Genomic DNA, 26,660 nt, shown 5'->3' on the forward strand with positions numbered 1-26,660 from the left:
CACTCCTGCGGAACAGCGTTTTTTTTATTTAAATAATCTTATTGTTTTTCAGTACAGTACGCAGCCGTGGGTGCTGACAAACCGCATCGGCGATAGCGCTAATATTCGGCGTGTTGTCCTGAAACCAGTCATGACCCGGTCCCCAGGTGCGCATAACGGCAATATAAACGTCCAGCAGCGTTAACTGCTCTCCGAACGCGTACGGCTCGGCGCTTAGCTGGTCGTTCAGCCATATATAAAGCGATTTACGGTACTCAATACAGTTCTTTTTCAACTGCGCCGGGGCGTCCGGTGCCCAGCGCTGTGGGTAATCGGCATAGGTAAACGTGGGATAGACATTTGCCACCAGCCATATCAGCAGACGCTGAAACTGCTGGCGTTCGGCGTGCCCAACGGGTGGTGAAAGTGCTGGACAACGATCGAGGATCATCAGCGCGATCGCCGCCGTTTCCGTCATCACGCTGCCATTTTCCAGTATTAGTGTGGGCACCTGGCATAGCGGATTCATTGTTTTAAGCAACTCCCGCGAAGGACCATCGCTGTCAAAACCGTCCACATCAATAAAGCGGTAAGGGATATCCGCCAGTGTGAGCATCACTTCACTGATAGCCGATCCCCAGCCCGGTACCCCATAGACCTTAATCATGCTGCACCCCACAAAGTTAAAACCCTAAGTGTAGAGCAGCATTCGACATCCTATGCAGACATGCCCATCTTTCCCTGAAACTCACAGCACTTTCGACAAGAACTGCTGGGTACGTGTGTGGCGTGGATGATTCAACACCTGCTCGCTGCTGCCCTGCTCGACGATTTTGCCATCGACCATAAACACCACCTGATCCGCGACTTCCCGGGCGAAGCCAATCTCGTGCGTCACCACAACCAACGTGGTTCCCGACTGTGCCAGTGCTTTAATGACATCCAGCACTTCACCGACCAGTTCAGGATCCAGCGCAGATGTCGGTTCATCAAACAGCATAACGCGCGGATTTAGCGCCAGCGCACGGGCAATAGCGATCCGCTGCTGCTGACCGCCGGACAGATGCCGCGACCAGGCATCGGCTTTATTCCGCAGTCCTACCGCATCAAGCAGAGTTAATGCTCGCTCGGTGGCGGCTTTTCGCGATGCCAGACCGTGCGCAATGGGCGCTTCAATCAAATTCTCCAGCACGGTTAAGTGCGGGAACAGATTAAAATTCTGGAACACATAGCCGACGTTAACGCGCTGGCGCAAAATTTCCGCCTCTTTCAGCTCATACAGCGTGTCTCCCTGCCGACGATAGCCAATGTAATCACCATCGATTTGAATAAATCCCTCATCGACGCGTTCCAGATGGTTGATGGTCCGCAGGAGTGTGGATTTCCCTGAACCGGACGGCCCGAGAATGACCGTTACCGAACCAGGAGGGATCTCCAGCGACACATTATCCAATGCTTTGTGGCGGCCAAAGTATTTGCTGACGCCGGTAATGGAAATATGGCCTTCAGGCGAGTGGGACATGGACGGCCTCCTGCTGTGGATGTTGACGACTGCGTTTTTCTGCACGACTCACCCGGGCAGTATTGATGGCTGAACGTCGTTCGCTGCGCGCCAGCGCGCGTTCGACCAGGTGCTGAATTAGCGACAAAACGCTGGTGATCACCAGATACCATACCGCGCCCACCATCAGCAGCGGGATCACTTCCTGCGTGCGGTTGTAGATCATCTGGATGGTATAGAACAGCTCCGGCATTGCCAGCACGTATACCATCGCAGTCCCTTTTGCCAGACTGATGATTTCATTGAAGCCAGCAGGCAAAATGGTGCGCAGCGCCTGCGGCAGAATAATCCGCAGCGTACGTCGCCATGCCGGTAAACCCAGCGCTGCCGCTGCCTCATACTGACCGTGATCGACCCCTAAAAATCCACCCCGAATAATTTCAGCGGTATAGGCGCTTTGCACCAGTGTCAGGCCAATCACCGCAGTGGAAAACTGGCCGAGCACATTGATGGTCTCAAAACTTCCCCACTGAATGGGCGTAAACGGAATACCAATCGCCAGCGTGTCGTACAGATAGGAGAAGTTGTATAAAACGATCAGCACCACAATCAGCGGTAACGAACGAAACAGCCAGATGTATCCCCATGCCAGAAAGTTCAATAGCCAGGAAGATGAAAGCCGTGCCAGCGCCAACAGACCGCCGATAAGAATACTCAACAGCGTCCCGATAAGCGTCAGTAACAGCGTTTGCCCGAGGCCGGACAAGATAACCGGATCAAAGAACCAGCGGGCAAACACGCCCCATTCCCAGCGCGGATTAAACGCCACAGACTGGATAATCACCGCCAGTACAAACAAAGCAATGACCGCGCCAACGGTGCGCATGGGATAACGCGCCGGTACGACTTTAATGCTATCCGTCGTTTTCATCTTCTCTCCTCAGGCGATTCTGGCCTGACCGGCGATAGTTAACAGTTTGGTAAAGCGCAACCGGCCATCAAACGGCGGCAGGCTGTACTCTTCGGGATCGCGCGTCGTATCAAATTGCGGATCGTAGCCCTGACTTAAGTAAAGCCGGACGGCTTCCGGCTGGCGAAATCCCGTGGTCAGATAAATCCGGCTGTAGCCCGCGAGCAGCGCCCGGCGTTCCAGCTCCTGCACCACACGCGCCGCCAACCCCTGCTGACGCAGGCTGCTTTTCGTCCAGATGCGCTTAATCTCAGCGGTGTCCTTGTCGTAAGGTTTGTAAGCTCCGGTGGCGATAATCTCACCGCGGCGCTCCAGTACCACGAAAAGTCCCTGAGGCGCCAGATACCATTCCGTCAGTTCTACTTCAGCGTCGCGAGAAAAATAATCGCCATAGCGGGCGGCATATTCACCGAACAGACCGTTCAAAATGGGCTGCAGTTCGCTGGCTTCAGGTGAGACCACGCGAAATTTATCGCTCACGATGACCTCCTTAGTCGCCTAAACCGGCCGGATTTATTTCAGATTGCGGAATACGTTCCACCCCTTCACCCCAGCGATTCAGCACCTTGTCATAGTCGCCGTTGCCAATGACCCCGTTGAGGGCAGTTTGTACTGGCAAAACCAGACCGCTGTCCTTTTTCAGCGTCACGGCAATATGCGCCGCTTTTGGCCAACCGCCATCAACGCTACCCACTAATTGTGTTTTACCGTTGAGCGCGGCTTTCCACGCGCCAATAACGTTAGGCCCGAAGTAGGCATCGGCACGGCCCGACTGCAGTGCCAGGGTTTGCGCGGCATCGTCTTTGGTATACACCGGCGTAAACGGCTGCAACCCTTTCTTCACGTTCTCATCGTTCCAGGCGAGCAGGATGGCTTCCTGGTTCGTCCCCGAACCGACGATGATGCGCAGACCGGCGATATCTTCCGCCTGATCGATTTTCTTCAGCTTGCTGCCGGTTTTGACATAAAAGCCAAGAGAGTCTTTCCGGTACGTCGCGAAATCGAATTTCTCTTTGCGCTCTTTGGTGACGGTAATATTGCTGATCGCGGCATCGTATTTGCCGGAAGTGACGCCCAGCGGCCAGTCTTCCCATGACGTGGGTACAACGTTGAGCTCCAGCCCCAGACTGTCTGCCACCAGACGCGCGATGTCCGCCTCGCTGCCGATCAGTGTTTTATTGTCATCGGCAAAGACGGTCAGCGGCGGCTGGCTGAGCCCGGCAATCGCCACGGTGAATTTGCCCGGTACGGCCAGGTGCAGGTTTGCTGGCAACTGTGCAATCGCCTGCGGATTTTTTACCGTATTAATCGGCGCTTTATTCGCTTCCAGGCTTACGCCCGTGCCGTTGATCGTTACCTCATTTGCCCAGACGGTAGCGCTGAAAGCCAGTGACAGCGCGAGGAATACTGATTTTTTCTGCATAGCGTTTTCTCTTATTGTGTGAATTGATTTGCAGGTGTCGCTAATCCCAGACTTGCGCGCAGGGTCGTACCGGGATATTCATGGCGGAACAGGCCGCGCGCCTGAAGCTCGGGGACAACCTGTTCTACAAACCGCGGGAAGGTATCCGGCGTTCCGCCCTGGATGATAAAACCGTCAGCGGCTTTTTCGTCGAACCACTGCTGCAGACCGTCGGCAACCTGTTGCGGCGTGCCGCTGAAGCGCGGACGTGGGCTGGCCGCCTCCAGTGCAACCTGGCGGAGAGTTAAGCCACGCTCACGCGCAGTGCGTTTGATCTCATCAGTCGTACTGCGAAAGCTGTTTTGCCCGAGAGAGCCCAGATCCGGGAACGGTGCATCCAGCGGATATTGGGTAAAATCATGATGTTCAAAGTAGCGACCAAGGTAGTTCAGTGCGTCGGTAATAGAGACCAGCGCAGCGGTAGTCTGATACTGCAGCTCAACGTCTTCCGCGTTGTCGCCAACAATAACGCTAACACCCTGGAATATATGCAGTTGATCGGGATGTCGTCCGGCGTTTTCCAGCTGGCTTTTTACATCCTGATAGAACGCTTTCGCCTCTGCCAGCGACTCCTGATGGGTAAAAATAGCATCAGCATGCTCCGCCGCTAATTTCTTGCCATCTGCTGAAGCGCCCGCCTGAAATAAAATCGGACGGCCTTGTGGCGTACGCCCAATATTTAATGGTCCGGCGACCTGAAAATAATCTCCATGATGGTTAAGCGTGTGCAGTTTTTGCGGATTAAAAAATTCCCCGCTTGTTTTATTACGGGTAAAAGCATCGTCTTCCCAGGAATCCCACAATCCTTTCACTACCTGTAAATATTCATCGGCAATACGATAACGCTGAGCATGCTCTGGATGCTGAGCGCGGGAATAGTTTTTTGCCGATCCTTCCAGAGGCGACGTAACCACGTTCCATCCTGCGCGCCCCTGACTGAGGTGGTCCAGACTGGCGAACTGCCGTGCGGTCGTAAACGGCTCGCTGTATGAGGTGGACACCGTGCCAACCAGCCCCAGATTCTGGGTGATGCTGCCCAAAGCGGATAATACCGTTAACGGCTCAAAACGATTTAAAAAGTGCGGGATTGATTTTTCATTAATATACAGACCATCGGCGACAAAAATAAAATCCAGCTTCCCTTTTTCCGCAATAAGCGCTGTCTCTTTGACAAAATCAAAATTAATACTGGCATCGGCCTGAGCCGCTGGATGACGCCATGCGGACATATTTCCCGATGCGCCATGCAGAATAGTGCCGAGCCGTAGTTGCCGATTTTCAGCCATAATACCCCCTACCCAACAGGTAAACTTAAAGATTTGCGAATGCCGTTTTTGCTAACTGCGCAAAATAATGCGCGGCAGGTTCAATTAAACGCTCGTCCGGTTTGAATCCCGGGTGATGTAATCCGTATTCACTGGCGCTGCCAATACTGACGAATGCGCCAGGCGTATTTTGCAGGTAGACGGCAAAATCCTCCCCGCCCATATGCAGATCGGCATGGTGGGTGGTATAACCTGACTGTTTCGCCACCGCGGTGGCAATACCGGCCCAACGATCATCATTTACCAACGCGGTCGGTCCCGCATGCCAGATTACGTCGATTTGTGCGCCAAAGGCGTGAGCAAATCCGGCAGCGATGTCATTAACCCGGGCCTTAACCTGCTGCTGTACCTGGGTTCTGTGCGTTCTGAGCGTCCCTTCCAGCTCAACGGACTCTGGTAATACGTTCCATGTATTTCCTCCCTGAATACGGGTTACGCTTAGCACGACTGAATCCAGCGTGTTAACGTCGCGACTGGCAACGCTTTGCAACACCGTTACCAGTTGACTGGCGAGCAGGATGGCATCTTTGCCTTCATGCGGACGCGCTGCATGTGCGCCTTTGCCATTAATGCGCAGTACGAAGCGGTCGACATTGGCATAAAATGCGCCGCCGCGTGTGGCAAATTCGCCCACCGGTAAACCCGGCTCATTGTGCATACCAAAAATAGCCGCTACGTTTTGTAGCGCACCAGCGCGGATCAGCGTTTTTGCGCCACCGAAACTCTCTTCAGCTGGCTGAAATAAAATACGTACTCGCCCCGGTAGATATGTTTCCTGCTGTTTAAGCAGCAGCGCAGCGCCAAGCATGACGCTGGTGTGAACATCGTGCCCGCAGGCATGCATCACACCCGGCGTGAGGGAGCGAAACGGAACATCGGCACTTTCTTCAATTGGTAGCGCATCGATATCCGCGCGCAGCGCGATGATATCTTCTCCCTGGCCGATTTCCGCGACCAGACCGGTTTTCAACTCAAACGGCAAAATGTCGACGTCCGCTGCGCGCAACCAGGCGTGAATGCGCGCCGTGGTTGCTTCCTCCTGCAGGGAAAGCTCCGGATGCTGATGTAATTCACGACGCCAGTCGATAAGCGTTGAGCCGAGGGTCATCAGAGCACCTCCACGGCGTTATGGGCTTGCGCCAACAAACGCAGCGATGTCAGACGCGCGTGCCCTTCCGCCACTGGCGTGTCGATAATGAACTCGTCAATACCAAATTGCGTATGCAGAGCATTCAACTTTGCCATCACTTCCTGAGCGGTGCCGTGTAACAACGCCAGCTCACGACGCGCTATTTTGCGTGGGGGACTGCCAGCCTGTGCGGCAAATGCCAGCGCCTGTTCTTCGCTGGCTACTGTGACACGTTGACCATCTTCCAGCTCTACGCCCCAGATTTGTACGTTTTCCGCCAGTTGCGCAGCGGTGTCGTGACTGTCCGCCACAATCACCTGGACGGCGACTATCGTCGGGCATGTGCTGTGGGCCTGCCAGAAAGACAAAACGTCATGCAATAACGCTCTGTCACCGTTAAGGTGCGCAGCGAAGATAAAATTCCAGTCGGATTGCGCTGCTAATTGAGCGCTTTGCACACTGGCTCCCAGCACAAATCCTTCCGGCGGTAACGGTGGAATTGGCGTTGGGAATACCGTCACCCCACTTTCCGTTCCACTCAGCACCAGCCAGTCGTTAAGCTGGGAAAGCTGGTCAGCAAAACTGCCTTTTTCATCCTGATGTAGTCCCTGCTGTAACGCCTGGGTCGAAAGCGGTAAGCCGCCAGGGGCTTTCCCTACGCCGAGATCGACACGTCCAGGGGCCAGTGATGCCAGAAGATTGAAGTTTTCCGCCACTTTGTACGGGCTGTAATGTTGCAACATCACGCCGCCGGAACCTACGCGGATACGCTGGGTTTGCCCGAGGATCCAGGCGATCACCAACTCCGGCGATGGACTGGCCAGCTGTGGCGTATTATGGTGTTCCGCGATCCAGAAACGATGGTATCCCCACTCTTCTGCCAGTTGCGCCAGACGCAACGTCCGGGCAAGCGCCATCGCGGCGGTTTCACCTTCCCCGATGGGGCTTTTATCCAGAATACTCAGGCGATATGACATGTTACGGGCCTATGCTTGTTAACATGTCTTTATTATTAATTTATTGAATAACCATACAGAAACATTTAATTCACATTTGTTCAGCTAAAAAGTAGATAACTAACCCTGTTGCCATCAGGGATAATACCAGGGGCTTGCTTTACTGGTCGGAACACTCAGCGGAACACATCCGGACTTTATGGCCTACAAAATATAATAGGGTTGCTGGTTTCACAGAAATAGCATCAAAATAATTTCATACCAGTTTTCTTTTTACGAAAACGTTTTTTAGCGCGATTTACGTTAAGTCAGGTTAAACGACTTGCAACGTTATGCGGTTGTATTAAATGTTTCACTTTTATGACGCTGAATGAATAGTTCACCTAGTTTTTTTAAATTTAAATACTTCCACAGCAATGATGATTAGTAGAGAATGCAGCGTTTCTTATTAAAACGGTTTAAAACAGCTTTTTAATATCCCCCGATTTTATTGCGGGGATTTTTGTATGGATTATACATACCATCATGGGGCCTCTATGAAAAGTAACATGCCCGTTACACAAATTGAGCACACACTTAACGGCAAAGCGACGCTGCTTTCAACGACGGATAAAGAAAGTCATATTACCTACGCCAACTCTGCTTTTATTGATGCCAGTGGATTTGACGAACATCAGTTAATGGGCGAACCGCATAATATTATTCGCCATCCCGACATGCCTCCGGCTGCTTTCGCCGATATGTGGTACACGCTACAGCAGGGAGACAGCTGGACAGGGATGGTGAAAAATCGCCGGCAGAATGGCGACCATTACTGGGTTCGCGCCAACGTTACGCCGGTCTGGCACAATGAAAAGCTCACTGGCTACATCTCGGTGCGTACCGTTCCTTCGCGCGATGAAATAACTCAAAGCGAAAGCTTATATCAAAAAATTAATAATCAGCAGCTTAAAGGATTTCAACTTTTTAAGGGCATTATGATTCGTCGCGGCATATTGTCATGGGCATCAATGTTTAAATGGTTGAGTATTAGTCAGCGCGTCAATTATTCTTTAGGGGTAATCTCCCTGTTCGCTTTGTTATTTATCTTCGCCCCTGTCAATCCATTTATTCAGGCGGGTGGATTGTTGTTCTTATTTCTAATGCTTGCTATTTACCTTAAGTATCAAATTTGTCAGCCAGTTAATACGCTACTGACGCAAATGAAGAAAGTGGTATCGGGGCGAAAACCTGATAACTGTCATTTAAATCGGGTGGATGAGATCGGAATGCTGATGCGTCTGGTTAATCAATCCGGGCTTAATCTGAATTCTCTGGTCGATGACGTCAGTAAGCAAATAACCGGTATTCGCGCTATCAGTCAGCGGGTATCAAAAGAAGGTACAGCGCTGCATAAGCGTTCAGAAGAAACCTCTGCCGACCTGCAACAAACGGCTGCAGCCATCGAAGAAATTGGCAGTGCGGTACAGCAAACCGCTGAAACCGCGGCACATACTATGACTATGGCCGATAAAACCAGCGCCAACGCAGCAGAAGGTGGCGATATCATGAAACAAACTATCGCCATGATGCAGGCGATATCGCGTGACAATGGACAGATCGTCGACATCATTGGCGTTATCGACAGCATCGCCTTTCAGACCAATATTCTGGCGCTCAATGCCGCGGTTGAGGCCGCACGAGCCGGGGAATCAGGGCGCGGCTTCGCCGTTGTCGCGGCAGAAGTTCGCAATCTGGCGCAGCACTCGGCGTCGGCGGCAAAAGAGATTAAACAGCTTATTGAGAAGAATGTCGCTAACGTTAACAGCGGCGTCAAAATGGTGGAGCAAACGGAAACGCATCTCACCGGGATGATTGGCGATGTAATGCAGATGTCGATGATGATCAAAGACATTAGTCTGGCCACGCGCGAGCAAACCCAGGCGCTGGATCTGATTAACGATTCGATTTCACGCGTTGGCACCATGACACACAATAATGCCGAGATGGTGGAGCGCGTTACCGATGCTACCGCCGATCTGACCCAGCGTTCATCGCGCTTACAGCAGGCCGTTCAGGTCTTTGGCGTATCAGCATAACGTTGCAGCGCTTATCGGGTAAATGTCTCGATAAGCGCACGCCTCTCCATGTATTAACACCCTTCTCTTTTATTGGCTGAATCGAGGCCACACCGCACCAGCTGTGGCTGCATAAAAATGCTGAATTCTTGTTATCGGGGCTTTGCGGAACCGATCAATTGAATGTAGGATGCTCGGCCGGCCGTTTTACTCCGTAACACCATGAAGGGTAAGGCTGTTTTCGCCGCAACTGGTGCGGCAAAAAGGATTTTGTATTTTTGTCAGGTCAACAGGAATCGTAATGAACACAAACAACACGCAAGCCGCGGAGCAACATGCGGCGAAACGACGCTGGTTGAATGCCCACGAAGAGGGGTATCACAAAGCGATGGGCAATCGACAGGTACAAATGATCGCCATTGGCGGCGCAATTGGTACCGGGCTGTTTTTAGGCGCTGGCGCACGCTTGCAGATGGCCGGCCCCGCTCTGGCGCTGGTCTATCTGGTGTGTGGTATTTTTTCGTTCTTTATACTGCGCGCGCTCGGCGAGCTGGTTTTACATCGCCCTTCCAGCGGCAGTTTTGTCTCCTACGCCCGTGAGTTTCTCGGCGAAAAGGCCGCCTACGTGGCGGGCTGGATGTACTTCATCAACTGGGCGATGACCGGTATTGTCGATATCACCGCGGTGGCGTTGTATATGCACTACTGGGGCGCCTTTGGTGATGTACCGCAATGGGTGTTCGCTCTCGGCGCGCTGGCCATTGTCGGCACCATGAACATGATCGGCGTGAAATGGTTCGCAGAGATGGAGTTTTGGTTTGCGTTGGTGAAAGTGCTGGCAATTGTCATTTTCCTTGTAGTGGGTACCGTCTTTTTAGGCACCGGAAAACCGCTGGACGGTAACGCCACGGGTTTTCATCTGATTACCGACAACGGCGGATTCTTCCCGCATGGCCTGCTGCCTGCGTTGGTTCTGGTACAGGGTGTGGTTTTCGCATTCGCCTCTATTGAACTGGTGGGTACAGCCGCCGGTGAGTGCAAAGATCCGCAAACGATGGTGCCGAAAGCGATCAATAGCGTCATCTGGCGTATTGGTCTGTTCTATGTGGGTTCTGTCGTACTGCTGGTTCTGTTATTGCCATGGAACGCCTATCAGGCGGGGCAAAGTCCGTTTGTTACTTTCTTTTCCAAACTGGGCGTGCCGTACATTGGCAGTATCATGAATATTGTGGTGCTCACCGCGGCGCTTTCCAGCCTTAATTCAGGGTTGTACTGCACCGGACGTATTTTACGTTCCATGTCGATGGGCGGATCGGCGCCGAAATTTATGGCTAAAATGAGTCGTCAACAGGTGCCCTGGGCTGGGATCCTCGCCACGCTGGTCGTGTATGTCGTCGGTGTTTTCCTGAACTATCTGGTGCCGTCGCAGGTATTTGAGATCGTGTTGAACTTCGCGTCATTAGGCATTATTGCGTCGTGGGGATTTATCATGATCTGTCAGATGCGTCTGCGCCGGGCCATAAAAGAAGGCAAAACGGCAGACGTCAGCTTTAAACTGCCGGGCGCGCCATTTACCTCCTGGTTAACGCTGCTGTTCCTGCTGAGCGTTCTGGTGCTGATGGCGTTTGATTATCCGAACGGCACCTATACCATCGCCTCATTACCGCTGATTGCTATCCTGCTGGTTGCGGGCTGGTTCGGCGTTCGTAAACGCGTTGCAGAAATCCACCGCACCGCGCCATAACGGCAGAAGGCCTGACAGGTTACCCCTTCAGGCCTTCTTTTTTAGTTCGCTTCAATCAACTGCGCAACGTCGTTGCTGTTAATTTCCCGCGCATTCCCATCCTGATCGGTATAGCTGGTCATTCCCGTGTCTTTATCCAGTTTTGGCTTACCCTGGGTGGTGATGGTTTGTCCGCTTTTCGTCGTCATGACGTAATCGGTGGTGCATCCTGCCAGGGTAAACAGCATCACGCCTGCACACAGACAGATAAGTGGCTTTTTCATGGTATTCCTGCGTTATTCAGTTAGCCGTTGAGGGCGTAGTGTAAGTCCCTGAAGTGGGTGAGGCTACTGGCGGGGTGTAACGAGGCGTATCGTGGGGTTTAGAGAAATGACAGGAGGGGTTTCCCCCTCCATTTATATTACAGCGCAATACGAATAACATCGTCCGGCTGAGTGGCTTCCTGCTCGCGAGTGGATTTTTGTTTCACGCTGACGTACAGGGTTTTACCATCGGCGGAGAGCGCCAGGCTGTTCGGGAATGTTGGGGTCTCGAACGTTTTAACGACTTTATAGCTTTTTGCGTCGATTACGCTCACTTTGCCGGCCTGACGATGGGTCACGTAGGCTTCATTACGTGCCGGGTTAAACAGTACGGCCAGGGATTCCGGCGCAGCGACTTTTGCCAAAACGTTGCCATTACGGGTGTCGATGACCAGCACTTCCGCCGCTTTAGAGTCGGTGACAAAGGCGCGGTTGCCCGCGGTGTCCAGGCTCAGGTTGATGAAGAAATGCTCTTTTCCATCATCCAGCAGCTTTTTACGGCTGAGAATTTTGTTAGTGGTAGTATCGACGGTGATGAATTCACCGTCCGCATTGGCGGTGTACAGGCGCTTAGCTTTACTGTCGACAGCCAGAGCGGTGCTCATTTTACCGGTATTTTGAATGGTGTCCTTCAGTTTAATAGCATCACCGTCCACCACCCAAATCACGCTCTCTTTACCAATACCGCTAATGTATACGGTGTTGGTAGCATCATCGGCGACCAGTTCACGCGGCTGCAGCGGGCGAACATCTTCAGAACGCTTACGCGCATCAAGAACCAGGCGTCCTTTCACCGCCCCGGTTTTGGCATCCATCGCCGTTACCGCGCTGTTTACCGTGTTGCCGAACCACAGCGTTTGCGTGGCGTTGTTGATGGTGGCGCCAAACGGTTTGAGATCGTTATGAATAACCTGAGTCACTTCGAGGGTGACCGGGTCAAGACGATAAACCACCCCGCCGGTATCCAGTTTGCGGCTCTGTGAGGTCGCCAGCCACAGTGCGTTCTCTTGCTGGCTGTATGCCATTTCATAGGCACCTTTGCCCACGGCTTTGCGCAGCAGTTCTTCTGCAGCCTGCGTAGTAAAAGATGATGCAACGAGCAGTGAACCTAACAGTAAAGAACCACGCAGACGCGGTGAAAACAGATGACGTAAAGACATGACGACTCCCTTTGATAAATTCGTTTGTTACTGCTTCACATAGCTTCAATGAGCAAAATCATGGTTTTGCTTTTTTAGGAATGAGAATAGTAATCATTATTCATCGCAAAGTGGAGCACTTCTTCACATATTGACTACAATCGTTTTCATTGCCCGAAAAATTACCGCAATTACGCAGCGCTAAAATTCATCTTTTATAAAAAAATTCACATGCTTACCGTTCGTTTTTCAACGTAAGCATCATAACTGGCCTTATTCATGACGATTTTTTCAGCCCGCTATACTGTTGTTCCTGTTTCTTTATTGCCTGCCTTCTTCTCGCCTTTTGCCCTGGCAGAAAGTGAGATAAACGCTCAAACGCTGATCGTGAGTGCGACGCCACAGTCCGTTTCTGAGCTGGACACTCCTGCTGCCGTCAGCGTTGTTGACGGGGAGGATATGCGTCTGGCAACGCCGCGCATTAACCTGTCTGAATCCCTGACCAGCGTCCCGGGGCTACAGGTACAAAACCGACAGAATTACGCCCAGGACCTCCAGCTATCGATTCGTGGATTTGGTTCGCGAACCACTTATGGTATCCGCGGTATTCGTTTGTACGTCGATGGTATTCCAGCAACCATGCCGGATGGACAGGGTCAAACATCCAATATCGACATTAGCAGCGTACAAAACATTGAGATTTTACGCGGCCCCTTCTCTGCTCTGTATGGCAATGCGTCCGGCGGAGTAATGAATGTCAGTACTGAAACGGGACATGAGCCGCCAACCATTGAAGCCAGTAGTTATTACGGCAGTTTTGGCACCTGGCGCTACGGGTTAAAAGCAACGGGAGCTCTGGGCGATGGTACTCAGCAAGGCGATGTGGATTACACCGTTTCAACCACCCGGTTTACCACCCACGGTTATCGCGATCACAGTAGCGCGCAAAAAAATCTGGCCAATGCCAAACTTGGCGTGCGCATTGACGATGCGAGCAAACTGACTCTGATTTTCAATAGTGTAGACAGTAAAGCCGACGATCCCGGCGGTCTTACCGAGTCGGAATGGCAGGTCGATCCGCAGCAATCGCCCCGCGCTGAGCAATTCGATACGCGAAAAACCATCAAGCAGACCCAGGCGGGATTGCGCTATGAACGCCAGCTTAGCGCGCAGGATGATATCAGCATCATGACCTATGCGGGGGAACGTGAAACCACTCAGTATCAGTCAATCCCGATGGCTCCACAGTTAAAACCGTCTCATGCGGGAGGCGTCATTACCCTGCAACGTCATTATCAGGGGATAGACAACCGCTGGACTCATCGGGGTGAGCTGGGCATACCCGTGACTTTCACCACCGGTCTGAATTATGAAAACATGAGCGAAAACCGTAAAGGCTACAATAACTTCCGTCTTGATGATGGCGTGCCGGAGTATGGGCAGAAAGGCGACTTACGCCGTAACGAACGTAACCTGATGTGGAATGTCGACCCCTATCTGCAAACCCAGTGGCAATTAACGCAGAAACTCTCACTGGATGCCGGCGTTCGTTACAGTTCAGTGTGGTTTGATTCTAACGATCGCTATATTACGCCCGGTAACGGAGATGACAGCGGTGACGCCAGCTATCACCAATGGTTGCCTGCCGGATCGTTAAAATATGCCATCACCGATGCCTGGAACGTCTATTTGGCCGCGGGTCGCGGGTTCGAAACACCCACCATCAACGAACTGTCCTACCGTTCCGACAGCCAAAGCGGCATGAATTTTGGTTTACAGCCGTCCACAAATGACACCATTGAAATCGGTAGCAAAACACGTGTTGGCGATGGATTGTTTGCCGCGGCCTTGTTCCAGACTAACACGGACGACGAAATCGTCGTTGACAGCAGCAACGGCGGACGGACAACGTATAAAAACGCCGGAAAAACTCGCCGTCAGGGAGGCGAGTTATCCTGGGACCAACGCTTTGCCGCAAACTGGCGCGCAAAAGCGTCATGGACCTGGCTGGATGCCACCTACCGCAGCAACGTCTGTGGGGATCAAAACTGCAATGGCAACCGACTGCCCGGCATAGCGCAAAACATGGGATTTGCGTCACTGGGCTACGTTCCTGATGAAGGTTGGTATGCGGGAGCAGATGTTCGTTATATGGGCGACATTATGGCCAATGATGAAAATACGGCGAAAGCCCCGTCATATACCGTTGTTGGCTTGAATACCGGTTATAAATTTTATTACAGCAGTCTCATGGTAGACCTGTTCGGTCGGGTAGATAATCTGTTCGATAAAACTTATGTCGGCTCGGTGATTGTGAATGAGTCAAATGGCAGATACTACGAACCGGCGCCAGGACGAAACTATGGCGTAGGTATTAATCTGGCCTGGCATTTTGAGTAAAACTGGCGGGAATGACTCCCGCCATCAGTTTTTACGCATCATCGGCAAGACGAATAACCACCTTGCCGAAGTTTTTACCGGTCAGCAAACCGATAAAAGTCTGCGGTGCATTTTCCAGACCGTCGGTGATTTGCTCGCGGTAATGGATTTTGCCCTCTTTAACCCAGCGCCCCATCTCCCGCTGAAACTCATGAATGCGGTGACCGTAATCCTGACCAATAATAAAGCCCTGCATGCGGATACGCTTTTTCAGTAGCGTTGCCATCAGCAAAGGTAATCTGTCAGGTCCTGCCGGAAGCGATGTGGCGTTATAACCGCTGACCAGTCCGCAAAGCGGAATGCGCGCAGAGGTGTTGAGTAACGGCAGGACTGCGTCAAATACCTTACCGCCAACGTTTTCGTAATAAATATCAATACCCTGCGGGCAGGCTTTTGCCAGCTGTTGTGCAAAATCTTGCGCGTGGTGATCGAGACAGATATCAAAACCCAGTACTTCGGTGGCATGTCGACATTTCTCTGCCCCGCCAGCAACGCCGATCACCCGGCAGCCTTTGAGCTTACCAATCTGCCCTACCGTTGCGCCAACCGGGCCGGTCGCGGCGGCTACCACCAGCGTTTCTCCCGCTTTCGGCTGACCGATATCCAGCAGCCCCATATAAGCGGTAAAACCGGGCATCCCCATAACACCCAGCGCCCAGGAGGGATGCTCGGGATTTTCGCCAAGTTTCACCAGACCGCTACCATCAGAGATGTCATAGTCCTGCCAGCCGCTGTAGCTCAGCACCCACTCGCCAGGCTGGTAGTCAGGATGGTTGGATGACACCACTCGACTTACGGTGCCGCCCACCATAACGCCGCCAATCTCTACCGGTGGGGAGTAAGATGGCTCATCGCTCATACGGCCACGCATGTACGGATCGAGGGAAAGAAAAACGGTACGCAGTAAAACCTGGCCTTCACCCGGCGTTGCCACCTCATCTTCTTCAAGACGGAAGTTTTCCGCAACCGGCGCGCCATGCGGGCGGGAAGCCAGTACCCAGCGACGATTACGATTAGTCTGTTGACCCATGATGTGCTCCTCTGCTTTTGGCATGAATCCATCAATAGTAGCAGCCTGTGCCTGCCATTTAGCTGACGGCATGATTTAACCGCACAACCAGGTAAACGCAGGGTTGCGCGGTTTCATTGATAAATCGACAGTCATTCGGCGGGCCAAGTTCCAGGCAATCGCCCGCCTGCATTTCATGACGTACGTCTCCTTCTACAAAGACGAGTTCTCCCTGTTGTAGCCAGATAAGCTGTCTGGCCTGCACGTAGGAAGAGGCTGGCATTGGGATATCGCTACCGGCAGGCAATTCTATCTGCACCAGATCGATAGGCAGATCGCTGCGCGGTGAAACATGGCGGCGCAGATAGTGGCTTTGCGGGTCGTGCCAGACGGGCTGGTCAGCAAAGCGCAGCAGCTTGCCCTCCTGCATTTCGGCCCGCGCAATCAGCATGGACATGCTGATACCAAAGGCTCCGGAGAGCCTGCCCAGCAGCGTGGCCGTTGGGCTGCTCTCACCGCGCTCTATTTTGTGGATCATCGCCCGCGACACCCCTGCTCGCTCGGCAAGTTCCGTCAGTGACCAGCCGCGAGATTCCCGCTCAATGCGAATTCTTGCTCCGATTCGTTGATTTATGCTGTCTTCAATAGTATTCATATTGTAATACTATAGTGAACAATCCCTGAGGTTCAATATGTCAATTCGATTTGCCAGCAAAGAAGACTGTGCCGCCATTGCAGAAATCTACAACCACGCGGTACTGCATACGGCGGCTATCTGGAACGATCAAACCGTCGATGCCGAAAACCGTATCTCCTGGTATGAAGCCCGCCGGTTGATGGGCTATCCGGTGCTGGTGAGTGAAGATCGTGGCGTGGTCACGGGATATGCCTCCTTTGGCGACTGGAGAAACTTTGATGGATTCCGTCATACTGTTGAACATTCGGTGTACGTACATCCGGATCATCAGGGAAAGGGCCTGGGGCGAGCGCTGCTCAGCAGACTGATAGCAGAAGCGCGCGAGTGCGGCAAGCACGTGATGGTGGCGGGCATTGAGTCTCAGAATCAGGCGTCGCTACATCTGCACAGCACGCTGGGTTTTAAAATTACCGCGCAAATGCCGCAGGTTGGCACCAAATTTGGTCGCTGGCTGGATCTGACCTTCATGCAATTACAATTAGACGATCGCCGCGATCCGGATGCCAGCAGATGAACCAGACGCTGACCCTCTCCTTTCTGATTGCCGCAGGTATTGGTCTGGTGGTGCAAAATACCTTGATGGTACGCATTACGCAGACATCCTCGACGATCCTCATCGCCATGTTGCTTAACTCGCTGGTCGGGATCGTGCTGTTTGTCAGCATACTGTGGTTTAAGCAAGGTGCGGCGGGATTTGGTGAGCTGGCCTCCAGCGTACGCTGGTGGACGCTAATCCCCGGATTACTGGGATCGTTCTTTGTTTTTGCCAGTATCAGTGGGTACCAAAATGTGGGGGCTGCGACCACTATCGCGGTGCTGGTGGCCAGCCAGTTAATCGGCGGACTGGTGCTGGATATTCTGCGCAGCCACGGCGTGCCGCTGCGAGCGCTGGTGGGGCCAGTCTGCGGCGCGGTGCTGCTGGTCGTCGGGGCCTGGCTGGTGGCGAGACGCTCATTTTAATTACGCTTATCCGGCCTACGAAACGTGCATGCAGGCCGGATAAGAGGCAACAAAAAGTCAGAGAATAGAGCCGCCTTTGGTCAACTGTTCGCGACGGGATTCCATATCCTCTTTATGCTGACGGCCATGATGTGCGATCGCCGTACGCAAACGCTGTTGCTGGGTATAGCGTTCTTCCCGGCTCAGCGCGGCATCATCGCTGAGTTCAATCAGCAATTCGTTCATATGCGTAATGACGCTCTCTTCAATGGCGGCATCAACACGTGCGCTAACCTCATCCAGATGCGACATAACCTCTCCTTAACTCATTAATTTAATTTTGCTTTTGAAAAATCACTGCCCATCAGGCTGACGCTGTATCCGCTAACGTTGCTGCGCGTAGCGTAGAACGTTTTGCCGTTTGCCAACGCAATCCACGGAGCCTGCTGGTAAAAAATCTCTTGCGACTGCTGGTAAAGCGCGGCGCGTTCCTCTGGTTTGCTTACCAGTTTCGCCTTTTGCACCAGCGAATTATACTCTTTATCGCACCAGCGCGCGGCGTTAGATCCGGTTTTAATGCTGTCGCAGCCCAGCAGTACATCGGCGAAGTTATCCGGATCGCCGTTGTCTGACATCCAGCCGAACAGCGCGGTGTCATGCTCACCTTTGCGCATTCCGGAGAGATATTCGCCCCACTCGTACGACACAATTTTCGCCTTCACGCCAACCTTTGCCCAGTCGCTCTGGATCATCTCAGCAATTCGTCGGGAGTTCGGGTTATATGGGCGCTGAACCGGCATTGACCACAGCGTCGCTTCAAAGCCATTTTCCAGCCCAGCCTGCTTCAGCAGGTCTTTCGCTTTTTGCGGGTCGTAAGCGTAATCCTGCAGATCTTTATTAAAGCCCATCATATTCGGTGGAATCGGCGATTTTGCCACCGTACCGGAACCTAAAAAGACAGCGTTAATAATGGCCTTTTTATCGGTCGCGTAGTTTAGCGCCTGACGTACCAGCACGTTATCAAACGGTTTTTTCTCGGTATTAAACGCCAGATACCCGACGTTTAGCGCTTCAACTGAATGCAGCGTCAAATCTTTATTCTTTTTAATCTCGTCAAATTGTACGGGGGCTGGCGCCGGGATTATCTGGCATTCATTGGTTTGCAGTTTTGCCAATCTGGTCTGAACGTTTGGCGTGATGGAGAAGATCAGGTGCTTCGTTGGGACAGCGCCATCCCAGTAGTTCGGGTTGGCGAGATAGCGGATTTGCGAATCCTGCTTGTACTGCTGCAACACGTATGGCCCGGTGCCAATCGGCCAGTTATCGACATTTTCCGGGGTACCTTTTTTCAACATCGCCTCGGCATACTCGGCAGAGAGGATGGAGGCAAAATCCATTCCCCAGTCGGCAAGAAATGCGGCGTTAGGTTCATTGAGGACAAACTGAACGTGATAGTCATCGACCCTCTTAACTTCTTTAATCAGTTTATCCAGACCGACATCGTTAAAGTATTCGTAGCTTCCCTGAGAAATCTTATGATACGGATGATCGGCATCTTTCTGCCGTAATACCGAGAAAATCACGTCATCAGCGTTGAAGTCGCGGGTCGGTTTAAAGAATTTATTACTGTTAAATTTTACGCCCTGACGCAGGGTAAAAGTGTAGGTTTTACCGTCCGGGGAAATCGTCCAGTCCGTTGCCAGAGAGGGTACTGGCGTATTTTTTACCGGGTCGAAGTTGATGAGTCGGTTGTAGAGCACTTGTGAACTGGCCACAAACGATGGACCGGAACTGGCAATTTGCGGGTTAAAAGATTCCGGCGATGCTTCTGAGCAGTAGATGATGGTGTCAGTATTGGCCGCGAACGCTGCGCCTGACGGTAAGACGGCGCTGAGAGCCAGCGCGAGTAACGTTTTCCTTGCAATCATGGTTATAAGCCTTCTTATTTTATTATTAACTGGAATATCAGAGCATAGCTGACAAAAACTGACCAATAACAAATCACTATCAGGTTATTCTAATCTGGTGTATTTCGCTGAATAATTCATCAGCCTGAGCGAATTAATTTCCCTTAAGTCTTTTTCAAAACGTCAAGATTTTTCCCGGCACTCTATGCCATGAAAATTCGCCCCTTTTTGCCTCTCTTCCACCGTTTGCTCGTTTTTATAAAACGTAAAGTAGATACGTGAAGAAGTCTAAGGGGTAACAACGTGGCAAAAACTCTCTTGCGCAGCGGCAATTTGGATGACTATCAGGCCGTGGGCGGCGGCGGTCAGGCCGTGTTTGATTCAGCATTGCAAATTCGTGAAACGCTTCGTCTACGCAAACAGCAGGCGATGGTGGATTGTCTGGCGATCCCACAAATTAACGACAGCGGCGATCGGGTGGACTGGTACTCGCCGGTTGAAGGGAAAGCCGTTGCGTGGAAAGCCGCTGATGAAGAGGCACGTTTTCGTGCGCTGCGCTATCTGGGGAGCACGCTGGAAAATGCGGCGGCCCTGAGCCGTAAAAGCCTGCAATCGGGTAAAACCTCCCTGCAGCTATTTGGCTCACTGCTCGAAAAAGCCATCCAGTTTCCTGGTGAAAACCACGTGTTTCTGGTTGATGGCAAACCCGTTATTACGTTCTGGGGCTTCGTCAATCTGAATGAAAATCCTCGCGACGATGTGCTTGATTGCCTGCGCCTTATTGATAATCCTCCGGTCGTCACCGTAACAGAGCCTGAGCCGGAAGAAGAAACCACCGCGGAAATCACCTTCGCCGAGGCCGACGCGCCTTTGCTGACCCCGGTCGTTGAGCTGCCTAAACCGGCAGAGCCTGAACCTCAACCCCCGGTCGTTGTTAACGAACCTGAAGTTACACCGCCGCCGGTACAGAAAAAGCCCGCACGCCGCCTGCCACTGTGGAGCCTGCCCGTTGCCGCAGTGATCGTTGCCGCCATTATTGGACCACTGCTGTGGAAGCAACAAACCGCCGAGCCCGTACCCGTAGTTCCTCACGGCGAGGTTGCGAAAGCCGATGTGGCGCCGCTGCCAGAACTGACATCGGCACTGCCGCTGCATCGGGCTGAAGTGATCCCGGCTGCGAAAAAAGAGAAACCCGTCGAAGGGCCGGTTGTGATCGCCGCTATTCCAAAAGATGCGCTGGTGATGGACGCCAACCAGATGAAGGCTGGAACGACGCGTTTTCTTAACGGCAGCTGGCGCGTCATAGTTGATGTTAAAGATCCGGTCAGCGGTAAAGCGCCGTCGCTGCGCTATCAGATCCAGACCAATAAAGGCACTGCGCGCGTGGTTCATGGCGACAATATTGTTTGTCGCGCCGAGATTTTCTCCGGTTTGCACCAGTCAGGTGAATTAATGATTAAGAGTCGCGGCAATGCCCGTTGTACGGACGGTTCTCGTTATCCGATGCCTGAAATTACCTGCAAAGCGGGAACCAATGACGTCGCCGCCTGTACCGCACGATATGACGCTCACGCGGAAATCCCTCTGACGATCAAAAAGATAGGTGCCTGATTTTATGTTGGTGAATCTGTGTGACTACAAACAGAGCGTGACGCTCATCGCCAATAGCGGTGTGCAATTTCTGGATTTTGGCCTGACGCCGCAGGAGTCTGCGCATCATGGCCGCTTTGTGCGCAAAACGGCCAACGGCCCCCTGCTACGGCTGGACTTCGATCTGACAACGGGACGCTATACCCTGCCAGGCAGCACCGGCGGTCAGCCCGAAGTCGTAAAGCCGGAAAGCACCCAAATGCTGCATTATTCCCTGGACGTGCTCGACGGCGTCTGGCTGCCGCTGCCGTTCCTGCGCTTTAACCCGCCGCGAACGTTTGTTGAAGGCCCGGATAACTGGGCGCGCGTACAGGTACGAAAACTGGCGCAACCTGACAGCGCGGGCAACACTCACCGCGTTACCGTGGCGCTGGACAGCCAGCTCACTGAAAATGCCCCTGCGGCATTAACCCCCAACGAAAATGACCTGCTAAACGGTACACGGTTTGCGCTAGCCTGGCATGACAACGAAATTGCTGATTTCCTCGACCAGACCTGGATTGACGGCTGGTTGCGCGAATCCTTTATGCATCATGTCACTCAACATGAGAATCGCTCTGAACAAGAGATCCAGCAGGCGCTGCGTAACTTTGAATACCAGGCGCACTGGTTGAATGTTCTGACCCTGTTAGGCGAGCAGCTTTCTGTCCCGGAAGTGAAACTGGTCACCCATACCCTCAGCACGCCCGCCATTCCGGTCGATCTTATCCTGGATATCGGTAATACCCATACCTGTGGCGTCCTGATTGAAGATCACGGCGATGCCAATGACGGACTACGCCAGACCGCTGAATTGCAGGTGCGTTCCTTAAGCGAGCCACAGTTCCTTAACGATCCGCTGTTTACCAGCCGGCTGGAGTTTTCCGAAGCCCGTTTTGGCAAGCAGCACTTTTCCGTTGAGAGCGGTCGTGATGATGCCTTTATCTGGCCGTCGATTGTTCGCGTTGGCGACGAAGCCCGAAAGCTGGCGATGCAGCGCATGGGCACCGAAGGCAGCAGTGGGATCTCCAGTCCGCGGCGTTATCTGTGGGATGAAACGCCGGTACTGCATGACTGGCGCTTTAGCCAGATGAATGGCAAAACCCAGCGCGAACCGCTGGCTACCGCCTTCCCGCTGATGAACCTGATGAACGATGACGGTCAACCGCTGTTCAGTCTGCCGCAGGACGATCGTCTGCCAGTGTTCTCACCGCAATACAGTCGCAGCACGCTGATGACGCATATGCTGTGCGAAATACTGGCCCAGGCGCTGGGGCAAATCAACAGCGTGGCGACGCGTTTGCGCCTCGGATTCCCGGCGTCTCCTCGTCAGTTGCGGACGCTGATCCTGACTCTGCCGTCGGCGATGCCCAAACAGGAGCGCGAGATTTTCCGCCTGCGCATGTTTGAAGCTATTGCGCTGGTCTGGAAAGCGATGGGCTGGCATCCGCAGGATGAAGATTTTACGACCCGTAAGCAGCAGGAAAAGAGCGTGGTTCCCGTACCGGAGATCCAGATGGAATGGGATGAGGCCAGCTGTGGGCAACTGGTGTGGCTGTATAACGAAGCTATCTCTCACTACGATGGTCACACCGAATCATTCTTTAACGCCCTGGCCCGCCCGGACCGTTTGCCGGAGCCTGGTGAGACTAAAGGCCGAGCGTTGCGCGTGGCATCGATCGACATCGGCGGCGGGACAACGGATATGGCCGTCGTCCATTATCAGCTTGATGACGGCGTTGGCGCGAACGTCAAAATTACCCCGCATCTGCTGTTCCGTGAAGGTTTTAAGGTCGCGGGCGACGACATGCTGCTGGACGTGATTCAGCGCTGCGTGTTGCCCGCGCTGCAAACCCGCTTACAACAGGCTGGCGTGACCGATGCCGCCGCATTGTTGGCCACGCTATTTGGCGATTCCGGGCGTATCGACACCCAGGCGATTCTGCGTCAACAAACGGCATTACAGCTCTTTATGCCGCTCGGTCATGCGGTACTCTCAGCCTGGGAACAAAGCGATATTAACGATCCGGTAGCCGGGCTGCATGCCACCTTTGGCGAACTCCTGAGCCAGCAACCCACGCGCAATGTAATGAATTACATTCAGCAAGCTATCGATCATGCGTTGCCAGCAGGATCGCCAGCGTTTGATGTCCTGAGTGTACCGCTACAGGTGCAGTTCAGACAGTTACAAGAGGCGTTACTGGCGGGGCAATTTACCCTGACCTCTCCGCTACACGCGGTCTGCGAGGCCATTTCACACTATCGCTGCGATATTTTATTAGTAACAGGCAGACCCGCCTGTTTACCGGGCGTACAGGCGTTGATCCGCCATCTGCAGCCCGTTCCGGTTAATCGTATGATCTGGATGGATAACTACCGCGTACATGAGTGGTATCCGTTTAGTCAACAGGGGCGGATTGGTAACCCTAAATCCACCGCGGCAGTCGGTGCTATGTTGTGCAGCCTGGCGCTGGATTTGCGCTTGCCGCGCTTTAACTTTAAAGCTGCCGACATCGGCGCTTACTCGACCGTACGTTATCTCGGCGTGCTGGATAATACGGTCAATACCCTGCGCGATGAGAACATCTGGTATCACGATATCGATCTGGATAAACCCGGCGCGAAGCTGGATGCCCGCCTGCACTTCCCATTACGTGGCAACGTGACGTTAGGTTTCCGCCAACTGGCAAACAGCCGCTGGCCTGCCACGCCGCTGTATACGCTCAGCATAAATTCTGCCGAACTGGCAAAAACCATCGCCGGAGATGGCGTGTTGAATGTACGGCTGCAGCTACGCGGCGGTAGCAAAGAAAACGGCCCGGAATTCTTCGTGCTGAGCGATGCCTGGTTACAGGATGGCACCCCCGTTGCCGCCAATGCCTTAACGTTAAAACTGAATACGCTGGCAGACCGTCGCCATAGCGGTAGCCATTACTGGATTGATAGCGGGAGCGTGTACCTGAAATGAGTAAGATGTTAAACACCGCGCAGGCCGCCATCACATGGGTCGCTGATACCCGTCAACGTTCGGCGCGTCTTGATGATGAAGCCGATGCCCTGCTGGCGCAGCTCACCCTCGCCGCCGTGAATGAAGCTGCTCTGAAGACGACCTTTTCATCGCAAGGATGCGTTGGGTTATACGGGCATTCGCAATCGGCAAAAGCACACCTGCTCGCGGCGTTGTGCAGCAATGCCAATGGCAAAGTGAATATCGTTACCCCGGATCGCAGTTTTGATTATTTTTCGCATATTAATCCTGGCCATGCGCCAACCAATATGGCGATCCGCTTTACGCGTGATGAAAATCCGCTCGATAGTGAATGGCCGTTGCGTCTGCGATTACTCAGTGAAGCCGAACTGGTACAGCTTTTTATTACCCAGTTTTGCGCCCTCCCGGACAACCGCCAGGTTGAGAAATCGATTATTGAGGCGCGCCTGGAAAAATGGCAGACGCTGCGTCAGCGTCATCCGGTACCGGGAATTACCGCACACGATGTTGCAGCAATTGGCCGTTTCTGGCGCTCCAGCGTGCCAGCCAACCAGCAGCAAATCGACGATGCGCTTTGGCATCAGTTTGCCACACTGCTGCCGGCACTGGATCTGACGACCCGGGCAAACGCCTGGGCGTTACTGTGGGGAGAACAACCAGAGCTCACGCAGCAGTGGCTGGCGCTGGCGCATACGCTGCAACAAACCGGGAACGCGCAGGAACTGGCGGCTCCGTTGAGCCTGCTGGTTGACCATTTTGGTTTACCTGCCGAGAGTTTCCTGACTCAGGTGGCATTGACTGGCAATGAGGCGCAGAGCGATGTGGTGGTTCATCCCATTGAAAACCATCAGTTGCTCAATGCGGTCAGTCTCTCCCAGGCGTCACTGGCGCTGCTGACGCGCGAACTGGTCCTGACGGTTGAAGACGCCGTACTGGAGAATGTCGATCTGCTCGATATCCCCCTCGCCCCGGATGCGCATTCCCATCCGCTGTGGCAGGCCAAATTAGGCTGGATGCTGGAATATTATCGCCAGCATCTGCAACCGGATGTGCTCTTAATCTGTAATGCGGTATCGACCCGTTCCCAGACGCCTGCTATCACCCGCAAGCTACTGGGCTGGGTTAACGATACTCAGCCTGTCCATGATGCCGCATTACCGGGCGTGGTTTGGGCCATTACCCCGCAGGATGCACGCTTTAGCACCCAGCAAAATCTTGATGAGTCCGTGCAGCAATTAATGGGCAAACCCGGACTACATTGGGGCACGCTGCAGGCGCTGGATAAACATAGCTTACAACGCCTTGTCGAATGGCTGACTCAGGCAACTTCGCCACAGCAGCGTCAGGCCAGATTGACCTCCCTGCGTGAGCAGCACCAGCAGCGCGTACGCGAAACCCTGATCGGCTGGATTAATCCCGTTGAGACCGAATCTGGAGGCAATGAGTGGGTGATCCGCCAGCTACAAGCTCAGGCGGCAAAGCATGGTGAACTCCTGGATGGTTTGCTCCCGCCGATGCGTCTCTTTGAGTCGCTGCTGCGGGTTCAGCAGCCACGCGAGGAACAGGTAAGCGGGTTATTTAATGAGGAGATTGACCTGTTTGCCGAGGTGCGTGACACACCGCTCTCACCGGATAGCAAAGAGAGCGGTTATCAGGCGCACAAAATGTGGGTTAATCACGTGCGCCAGTGGTGTCGCGATGAAAATAATGCCCGTCGTTTACGTCTCGAACCGCGTACGCTAAGGCAGGTCGCCGATATCCTCGTCACCGCCAGCTATCGCCTGGAGATGCCGCAACGCTTACAGCGCATTATGCAGCGAGAAAACGTCTGCGCCGCGCAGCTTCACGCCGATATTGGTGATTTTATTACCTGGCTTGGATTTGCCAATGTCGCCGAAGAACAGCGTCCTGCCAGCAGGATCCAAAAAGGATCGGCTATTTTTAGCGCGCCGAAGCAACAGCCGATGTTACGCCTGACGAAGCTGGATGAACAACCTTCGCACGGCGCAAGCCGGTACGTTTACGACTGGCTGGTCGCGTTGTATACCCGCGCCAATGAAAACGTGGGATATCAGCATCCGCAGGATGTCAGCGAAGCCGATAAAAAACGATTAGATGCCCTGTTTTCCTCCTGAAACGGCGTTAACGCCGTCATCAAAAGAGAGAAAACATTAACGCGACGGGAAAACTCATCGGCCAGGTCGCCCCGACTAATACCGCGCTGAGAAAACGAATTCGCTTTTTATCGCGGGAAAGAAACCAGGTGATGATTGCCGTGATAGCGGCCATCACCGCGTAAAAAACCAACATTTTTTGGTACAGAGACATGTAAGGCGTCCGGGCCGAAAGGTAAAATCGCGCGCAATATGCTCTTTTTCATGACCCACATCAAGTTTTATTAATTATTTTAAGGGAAACAGCGGGAAAACAAGCCGTTTTCATTATGTTCAGAATCCGTACTATTGCGGATAGTTATAACCCGTACTA

General features: G+C 53.1%; 23 protein-coding genes. 8 read left to right on the forward strand and 15 right to left on the reverse strand.

The genetic code is table 11. The annotated features are described in order from the left end of the window. Positions 1-28: 28 nt before the first annotated feature. The 8 genes from OGW16_RS24855 to OGW16_RS24885 all read right to left on the reverse strand — a co-directional run bounded on the left by OGW16_RS24855 (position 29) and on the right by OGW16_RS24885 (position 7,343). Entirely contained in the window at positions 29-646 is a 618-nt protein-coding gene (locus OGW16_RS24855; RefSeq protein ID WP_047411173.1) for a glutathione S-transferase family protein, read from the reverse strand. 81 nt (positions 647-727) lie between these two features. Beyond that, positions 728-1,501 carry an amino acid ABC transporter ATP-binding protein gene (locus OGW16_RS24860; protein ID WP_047411170.1) on the reverse strand — a complete coding sequence of 258 codons (774 nt, stop codon included), beginning with the start codon at positions 1,499-1,501 and terminating at the stop codon, positions 728-730. Continuing rightward, positions 1,485-2,411, reverse strand: coding sequence for an amino acid ABC transporter permease (locus OGW16_RS24865; RefSeq protein WP_043016282.1), 927 nt, complete (start codon positions 2,409-2,411; stop codon positions 1,485-1,487). Before OGW16_RS24865 ends, OGW16_RS24860 begins: the two co-directional genes overlap by 17 nt. Before the next feature lie 9 nt (positions 2,412-2,420). Beyond that, complete coding sequence (locus tag OGW16_RS24870; protein WP_075146187.1) at positions 2,421-2,930, reverse strand: GNAT family N-acetyltransferase; 510 nt, start codon at positions 2,928-2,930, stop codon at positions 2,421-2,423. 10 nt (positions 2,931-2,940) lie between these two features. Continuing rightward, positions 2,941-3,873, reverse strand: a complete 933-nt coding sequence (locus tag OGW16_RS26510) for an ABC transporter substrate-binding protein (RefSeq protein ID WP_502873981.1) — start codon at positions 3,871-3,873, stop codon at positions 2,941-2,943. A gap of 11 nt (positions 3,874-3,884) precedes the next feature. Next, on the reverse strand, positions 3,885-5,198 hold the full coding sequence (locus OGW16_RS26515) for an LLM class flavin-dependent oxidoreductase (RefSeq protein WP_502873982.1): 1,314 nt from the start codon (positions 5,196-5,198) through the stop codon (positions 3,885-3,887). A gap of 25 nt (positions 5,199-5,223) precedes the next feature. Continuing rightward, on the reverse strand, positions 5,224-6,345 hold the full coding sequence (locus OGW16_RS24880; RefSeq protein ID WP_286519207.1) for an amidohydrolase: 1,122 nt from the start codon (positions 6,343-6,345) through the stop codon (positions 5,224-5,226). After that, positions 6,345-7,343, reverse strand: a complete 999-nt coding sequence (locus OGW16_RS24885; protein ID WP_200000670.1) for an MsnO8 family LLM class oxidoreductase — start codon at positions 7,341-7,343, stop codon at positions 6,345-6,347. Before OGW16_RS24885 ends, OGW16_RS24880 begins: the two co-directional genes overlap by 1 nt. Positions 7,344-7,858: 515 nt before the next feature. Between OGW16_RS24885 and OGW16_RS24890 the strand changes: the two genes are divergently transcribed. Together OGW16_RS24890 and ansP are read left to right on the forward strand one after the other, a co-directional pair. Next, positions 7,859-9,400, forward strand: a complete 1,542-nt coding sequence (locus tag OGW16_RS24890) for a methyl-accepting chemotaxis protein (protein WP_080625204.1) — start codon at positions 7,859-7,861, stop codon at positions 9,398-9,400. A 280-nt stretch (positions 9,401-9,680) separates the two neighbouring features. After that, a complete protein-coding gene (ansP, locus tag OGW16_RS24895; protein WP_047411154.1) occupies positions 9,681-11,123 on the forward strand; it encodes an L-asparagine permease in 1,443 nt (480 codons plus the stop codon). A 41-nt stretch (positions 11,124-11,164) separates the two neighbouring features. Here ansP and OGW16_RS24900 read toward each other — a convergent pair whose 3' ends face one another. Next, complete coding sequence (locus OGW16_RS24900) at positions 11,165-11,386, reverse strand: YgdI/YgdR family lipoprotein (RefSeq protein ID WP_043016274.1); 222 nt, start codon at positions 11,384-11,386, stop codon at positions 11,165-11,167. Between the two features lie 137 nt (positions 11,387-11,523). Beyond that, positions 11,524-12,585 (reverse strand): 7-bladed beta-propeller protein YncE, encoded by a 1,062-nt coding sequence (gene yncE / locus OGW16_RS24905; protein ID WP_043016273.1) that lies wholly within the window; start codon positions 12,583-12,585, stop codon positions 11,524-11,526. 258 nt (positions 12,586-12,843) lie between these two features. On the opposite strand from yncE, the gene pqqU reads away from it, so the two are divergent. Next, the gene (gene pqqU / locus OGW16_RS24910) at positions 12,844-14,964 is read left to right on the forward strand and encodes a TonB-dependent receptor PqqU (RefSeq protein WP_193144848.1); all 2,121 of its coding nucleotides are present in this window, start codon (positions 12,844-12,846) and stop codon (positions 14,962-14,964) included. A gap of 31 nt (positions 14,965-14,995) precedes the next feature. On the opposite strand, the gene curA is transcribed toward pqqU, so the two are convergent. Beyond that, on the reverse strand, positions 14,996-16,033 hold the full coding sequence (gene curA / locus OGW16_RS24915) for an NADPH-dependent curcumin/dihydrocurcumin reductase (protein WP_080625207.1): 1,038 nt from the start codon (positions 16,031-16,033) through the stop codon (positions 14,996-14,998). 58 nt (positions 16,034-16,091) lie between these two features. Continuing rightward, entirely contained in the window at positions 16,092-16,667 is a 576-nt protein-coding gene (locus tag OGW16_RS24920; RefSeq protein WP_047411144.1) for a helix-turn-helix domain-containing protein, read from the reverse strand. Between the two features lie 37 nt (positions 16,668-16,704). Here OGW16_RS24920 and OGW16_RS24925 point away from each other — a divergent pair, with 37 nt between their 5' ends. Together OGW16_RS24925 and OGW16_RS24930 are read left to right on the forward strand one after the other, a co-directional pair. Further along, entirely contained in the window at positions 16,705-17,223 is a 519-nt protein-coding gene (locus OGW16_RS24925) for a GNAT family N-acetyltransferase (protein ID WP_075146195.1), read from the forward strand. Continuing rightward, entirely contained in the window at positions 17,220-17,669 is a 450-nt protein-coding gene (locus OGW16_RS24930; RefSeq protein ID WP_043016268.1) for a DMT family transporter, read from the forward strand. The genes OGW16_RS24925 and OGW16_RS24930 overlap by 4 nt, the downstream gene beginning before the upstream one ends. Positions 17,670-17,726: 57 nt before the next feature. Here OGW16_RS24930 and OGW16_RS24935 read toward each other — a convergent pair whose 3' ends face one another. Further along, positions 17,727-17,960: a YdcY family protein gene (locus OGW16_RS24935; protein ID WP_043016267.1), complete on the reverse strand. Its 234-nt coding sequence runs from the start codon at positions 17,958-17,960 to the stop codon at positions 17,727-17,729. Between the two features lie 17 nt (positions 17,961-17,977). Continuing rightward, entirely contained in the window at positions 17,978-19,576 is a 1,599-nt protein-coding gene (locus OGW16_RS24940) for an ABC transporter substrate-binding protein (protein ID WP_087050533.1), read from the reverse strand. Positions 19,577-19,858: 282 nt separating this feature from the next. On the opposite strand from OGW16_RS24940, the gene OGW16_RS24945 reads away from it, so the two are divergent. From OGW16_RS24945 to OGW16_RS24955, 3 genes are read left to right on the forward strand one after another with little or no spacing between them, the layout of a single operon-like run. After that, positions 19,859-21,166: an SrfA family protein gene (locus OGW16_RS24945; RefSeq protein WP_286519213.1), complete on the forward strand. Its 1,308-nt coding sequence runs from the start codon at positions 19,859-19,861 to the stop codon at positions 21,164-21,166. A gap of 4 nt (positions 21,167-21,170) precedes the next feature. After that, positions 21,171-24,152 (forward strand): virulence factor SrfB, encoded by a 2,982-nt coding sequence (locus tag OGW16_RS24950; RefSeq protein WP_043017903.1) that lies wholly within the window; start codon positions 21,171-21,173, stop codon positions 24,150-24,152. Further along, positions 24,149-26,308, forward strand: a complete 2,160-nt coding sequence (locus tag OGW16_RS24955; RefSeq protein WP_047411131.1) for a virulence factor SrfC family protein — start codon at positions 24,149-24,151, stop codon at positions 26,306-26,308. Before OGW16_RS24950 ends, OGW16_RS24955 begins: the two co-directional genes overlap by 4 nt. Positions 26,309-26,327: 19 nt before the next feature. Here OGW16_RS24955 and OGW16_RS24960 read toward each other — a convergent pair whose 3' ends face one another. Further along, positions 26,328-26,501: a GhoT/OrtT family toxin gene (locus OGW16_RS24960; RefSeq protein WP_016153148.1), complete on the reverse strand. Its 174-nt coding sequence runs from the start codon at positions 26,499-26,501 to the stop codon at positions 26,328-26,330. Between the last annotated feature and the right edge of the window lie 159 nt (positions 26,502-26,660).

The sequence above is a fragment of the Citrobacter sp. Ce104 genome, assembly GCF_030334595.1.
In the GTDB taxonomy this organism is placed as follows: Bacteria; Pseudomonadota; Gammaproteobacteria; order Enterobacterales; family Enterobacteriaceae; genus Citrobacter; species Citrobacter europaeus.

What these genes read in the sequence shown, in the direction of transcription:
- OGW16_RS24855 (WP_047411173.1), bottom strand. Translation starts at nt 646, where the DNA reads ATGATTAAGGTCTATGGGGTACCGGGCTGGGGATCGGCTATCAGTGAA.
- OGW16_RS24860 (WP_047411170.1), bottom strand. Translation starts at nt 1,501, where the DNA reads ATGTCCCACTCGCCTGAAGGCCATATTTCCATTACCGGCGTCAGCAAA.
- OGW16_RS24865 (WP_043016282.1), bottom strand. Translation starts at nt 2,411, where the DNA reads ATGAAAACGACGGATAGCATTAAAGTCGTACCGGCGCGTTATCCCATG.
- OGW16_RS26510 (WP_502873981.1), bottom strand. Translation starts at nt 3,873, where the DNA reads ATGCAGAAAAAATCAGTATTCCTCGCGCTGTCACTGGCTTTCAGCGCT.
- OGW16_RS26515 (WP_502873982.1), bottom strand. Translation starts at nt 5,198, where the DNA reads ATGGCTGAAAATCGGCAACTACGGCTCGGCACTATTCTGCATGGCGCA.
- OGW16_RS24880 (WP_286519207.1), bottom strand. Translation starts at nt 6,345, where the DNA reads ATGACCCTCGGCTCAACGCTTATCGACTGGCGTCGTGAATTACATCAG.
- OGW16_RS24885 (WP_200000670.1), bottom strand. Translation starts at nt 7,343, where the DNA reads ATGTCATATCGCCTGAGTATTCTGGATAAAAGCCCCATCGGGGAAGGT.
- OGW16_RS24890 (WP_080625204.1), top strand. Translation starts at nt 7,859, where the DNA reads ATGAAAAGTAACATGCCCGTTACACAAATTGAGCACACACTTAACGGC.
- ansP (WP_047411154.1), top strand. Translation starts at nt 9,681, where the DNA reads ATGAACACAAACAACACGCAAGCCGCGGAGCAACATGCGGCGAAACGA.
- OGW16_RS24900 (WP_043016274.1), bottom strand. Translation starts at nt 11,386, where the DNA reads ATGAAAAAGCCACTTATCTGTCTGTGTGCAGGCGTGATGCTGTTTACC.
- yncE (WP_043016273.1), bottom strand. Translation starts at nt 12,585, where the DNA reads ATGTCTTTACGTCATCTGTTTTCACCGCGTCTGCGTGGTTCTTTACTG.
- pqqU (WP_193144848.1), top strand. Translation starts at nt 12,844, where the DNA reads ATGACGATTTTTTCAGCCCGCTATACTGTTGTTCCTGTTTCTTTATTG.
- curA (WP_080625207.1), bottom strand. Translation starts at nt 16,033, where the DNA reads ATGGGTCAACAGACTAATCGTAATCGTCGCTGGGTACTGGCTTCCCGC.
- OGW16_RS24920 (WP_047411144.1), bottom strand. Translation starts at nt 16,667, where the DNA reads ATGAATACTATTGAAGACAGCATAAATCAACGAATCGGAGCAAGAATT.
- OGW16_RS24925 (WP_075146195.1), top strand. Translation starts at nt 16,705, where the DNA reads ATGTCAATTCGATTTGCCAGCAAAGAAGACTGTGCCGCCATTGCAGAA.
- OGW16_RS24930 (WP_043016268.1), top strand. Translation starts at nt 17,220, where the DNA reads ATGAACCAGACGCTGACCCTCTCCTTTCTGATTGCCGCAGGTATTGGT.
- OGW16_RS24935 (WP_043016267.1), bottom strand. Translation starts at nt 17,960, where the DNA reads ATGTCGCATCTGGATGAGGTTAGCGCACGTGTTGATGCCGCCATTGAA.
- OGW16_RS24940 (WP_087050533.1), bottom strand. Translation starts at nt 19,576, where the DNA reads ATGATTGCAAGGAAAACGTTACTCGCGCTGGCTCTCAGCGCCGTCTTA.
- OGW16_RS24950 (WP_043017903.1), top strand. Translation starts at nt 21,171, where the DNA reads ATGTTGGTGAATCTGTGTGACTACAAACAGAGCGTGACGCTCATCGCC.
- OGW16_RS24955 (WP_047411131.1), top strand. Translation starts at nt 24,149, where the DNA reads ATGAGTAAGATGTTAAACACCGCGCAGGCCGCCATCACATGGGTCGCT.
- OGW16_RS24960 (WP_016153148.1), bottom strand. Translation starts at nt 26,501, where the DNA reads ATGTCTCTGTACCAAAAAATGTTGGTTTTTTACGCGGTGATGGCCGCT.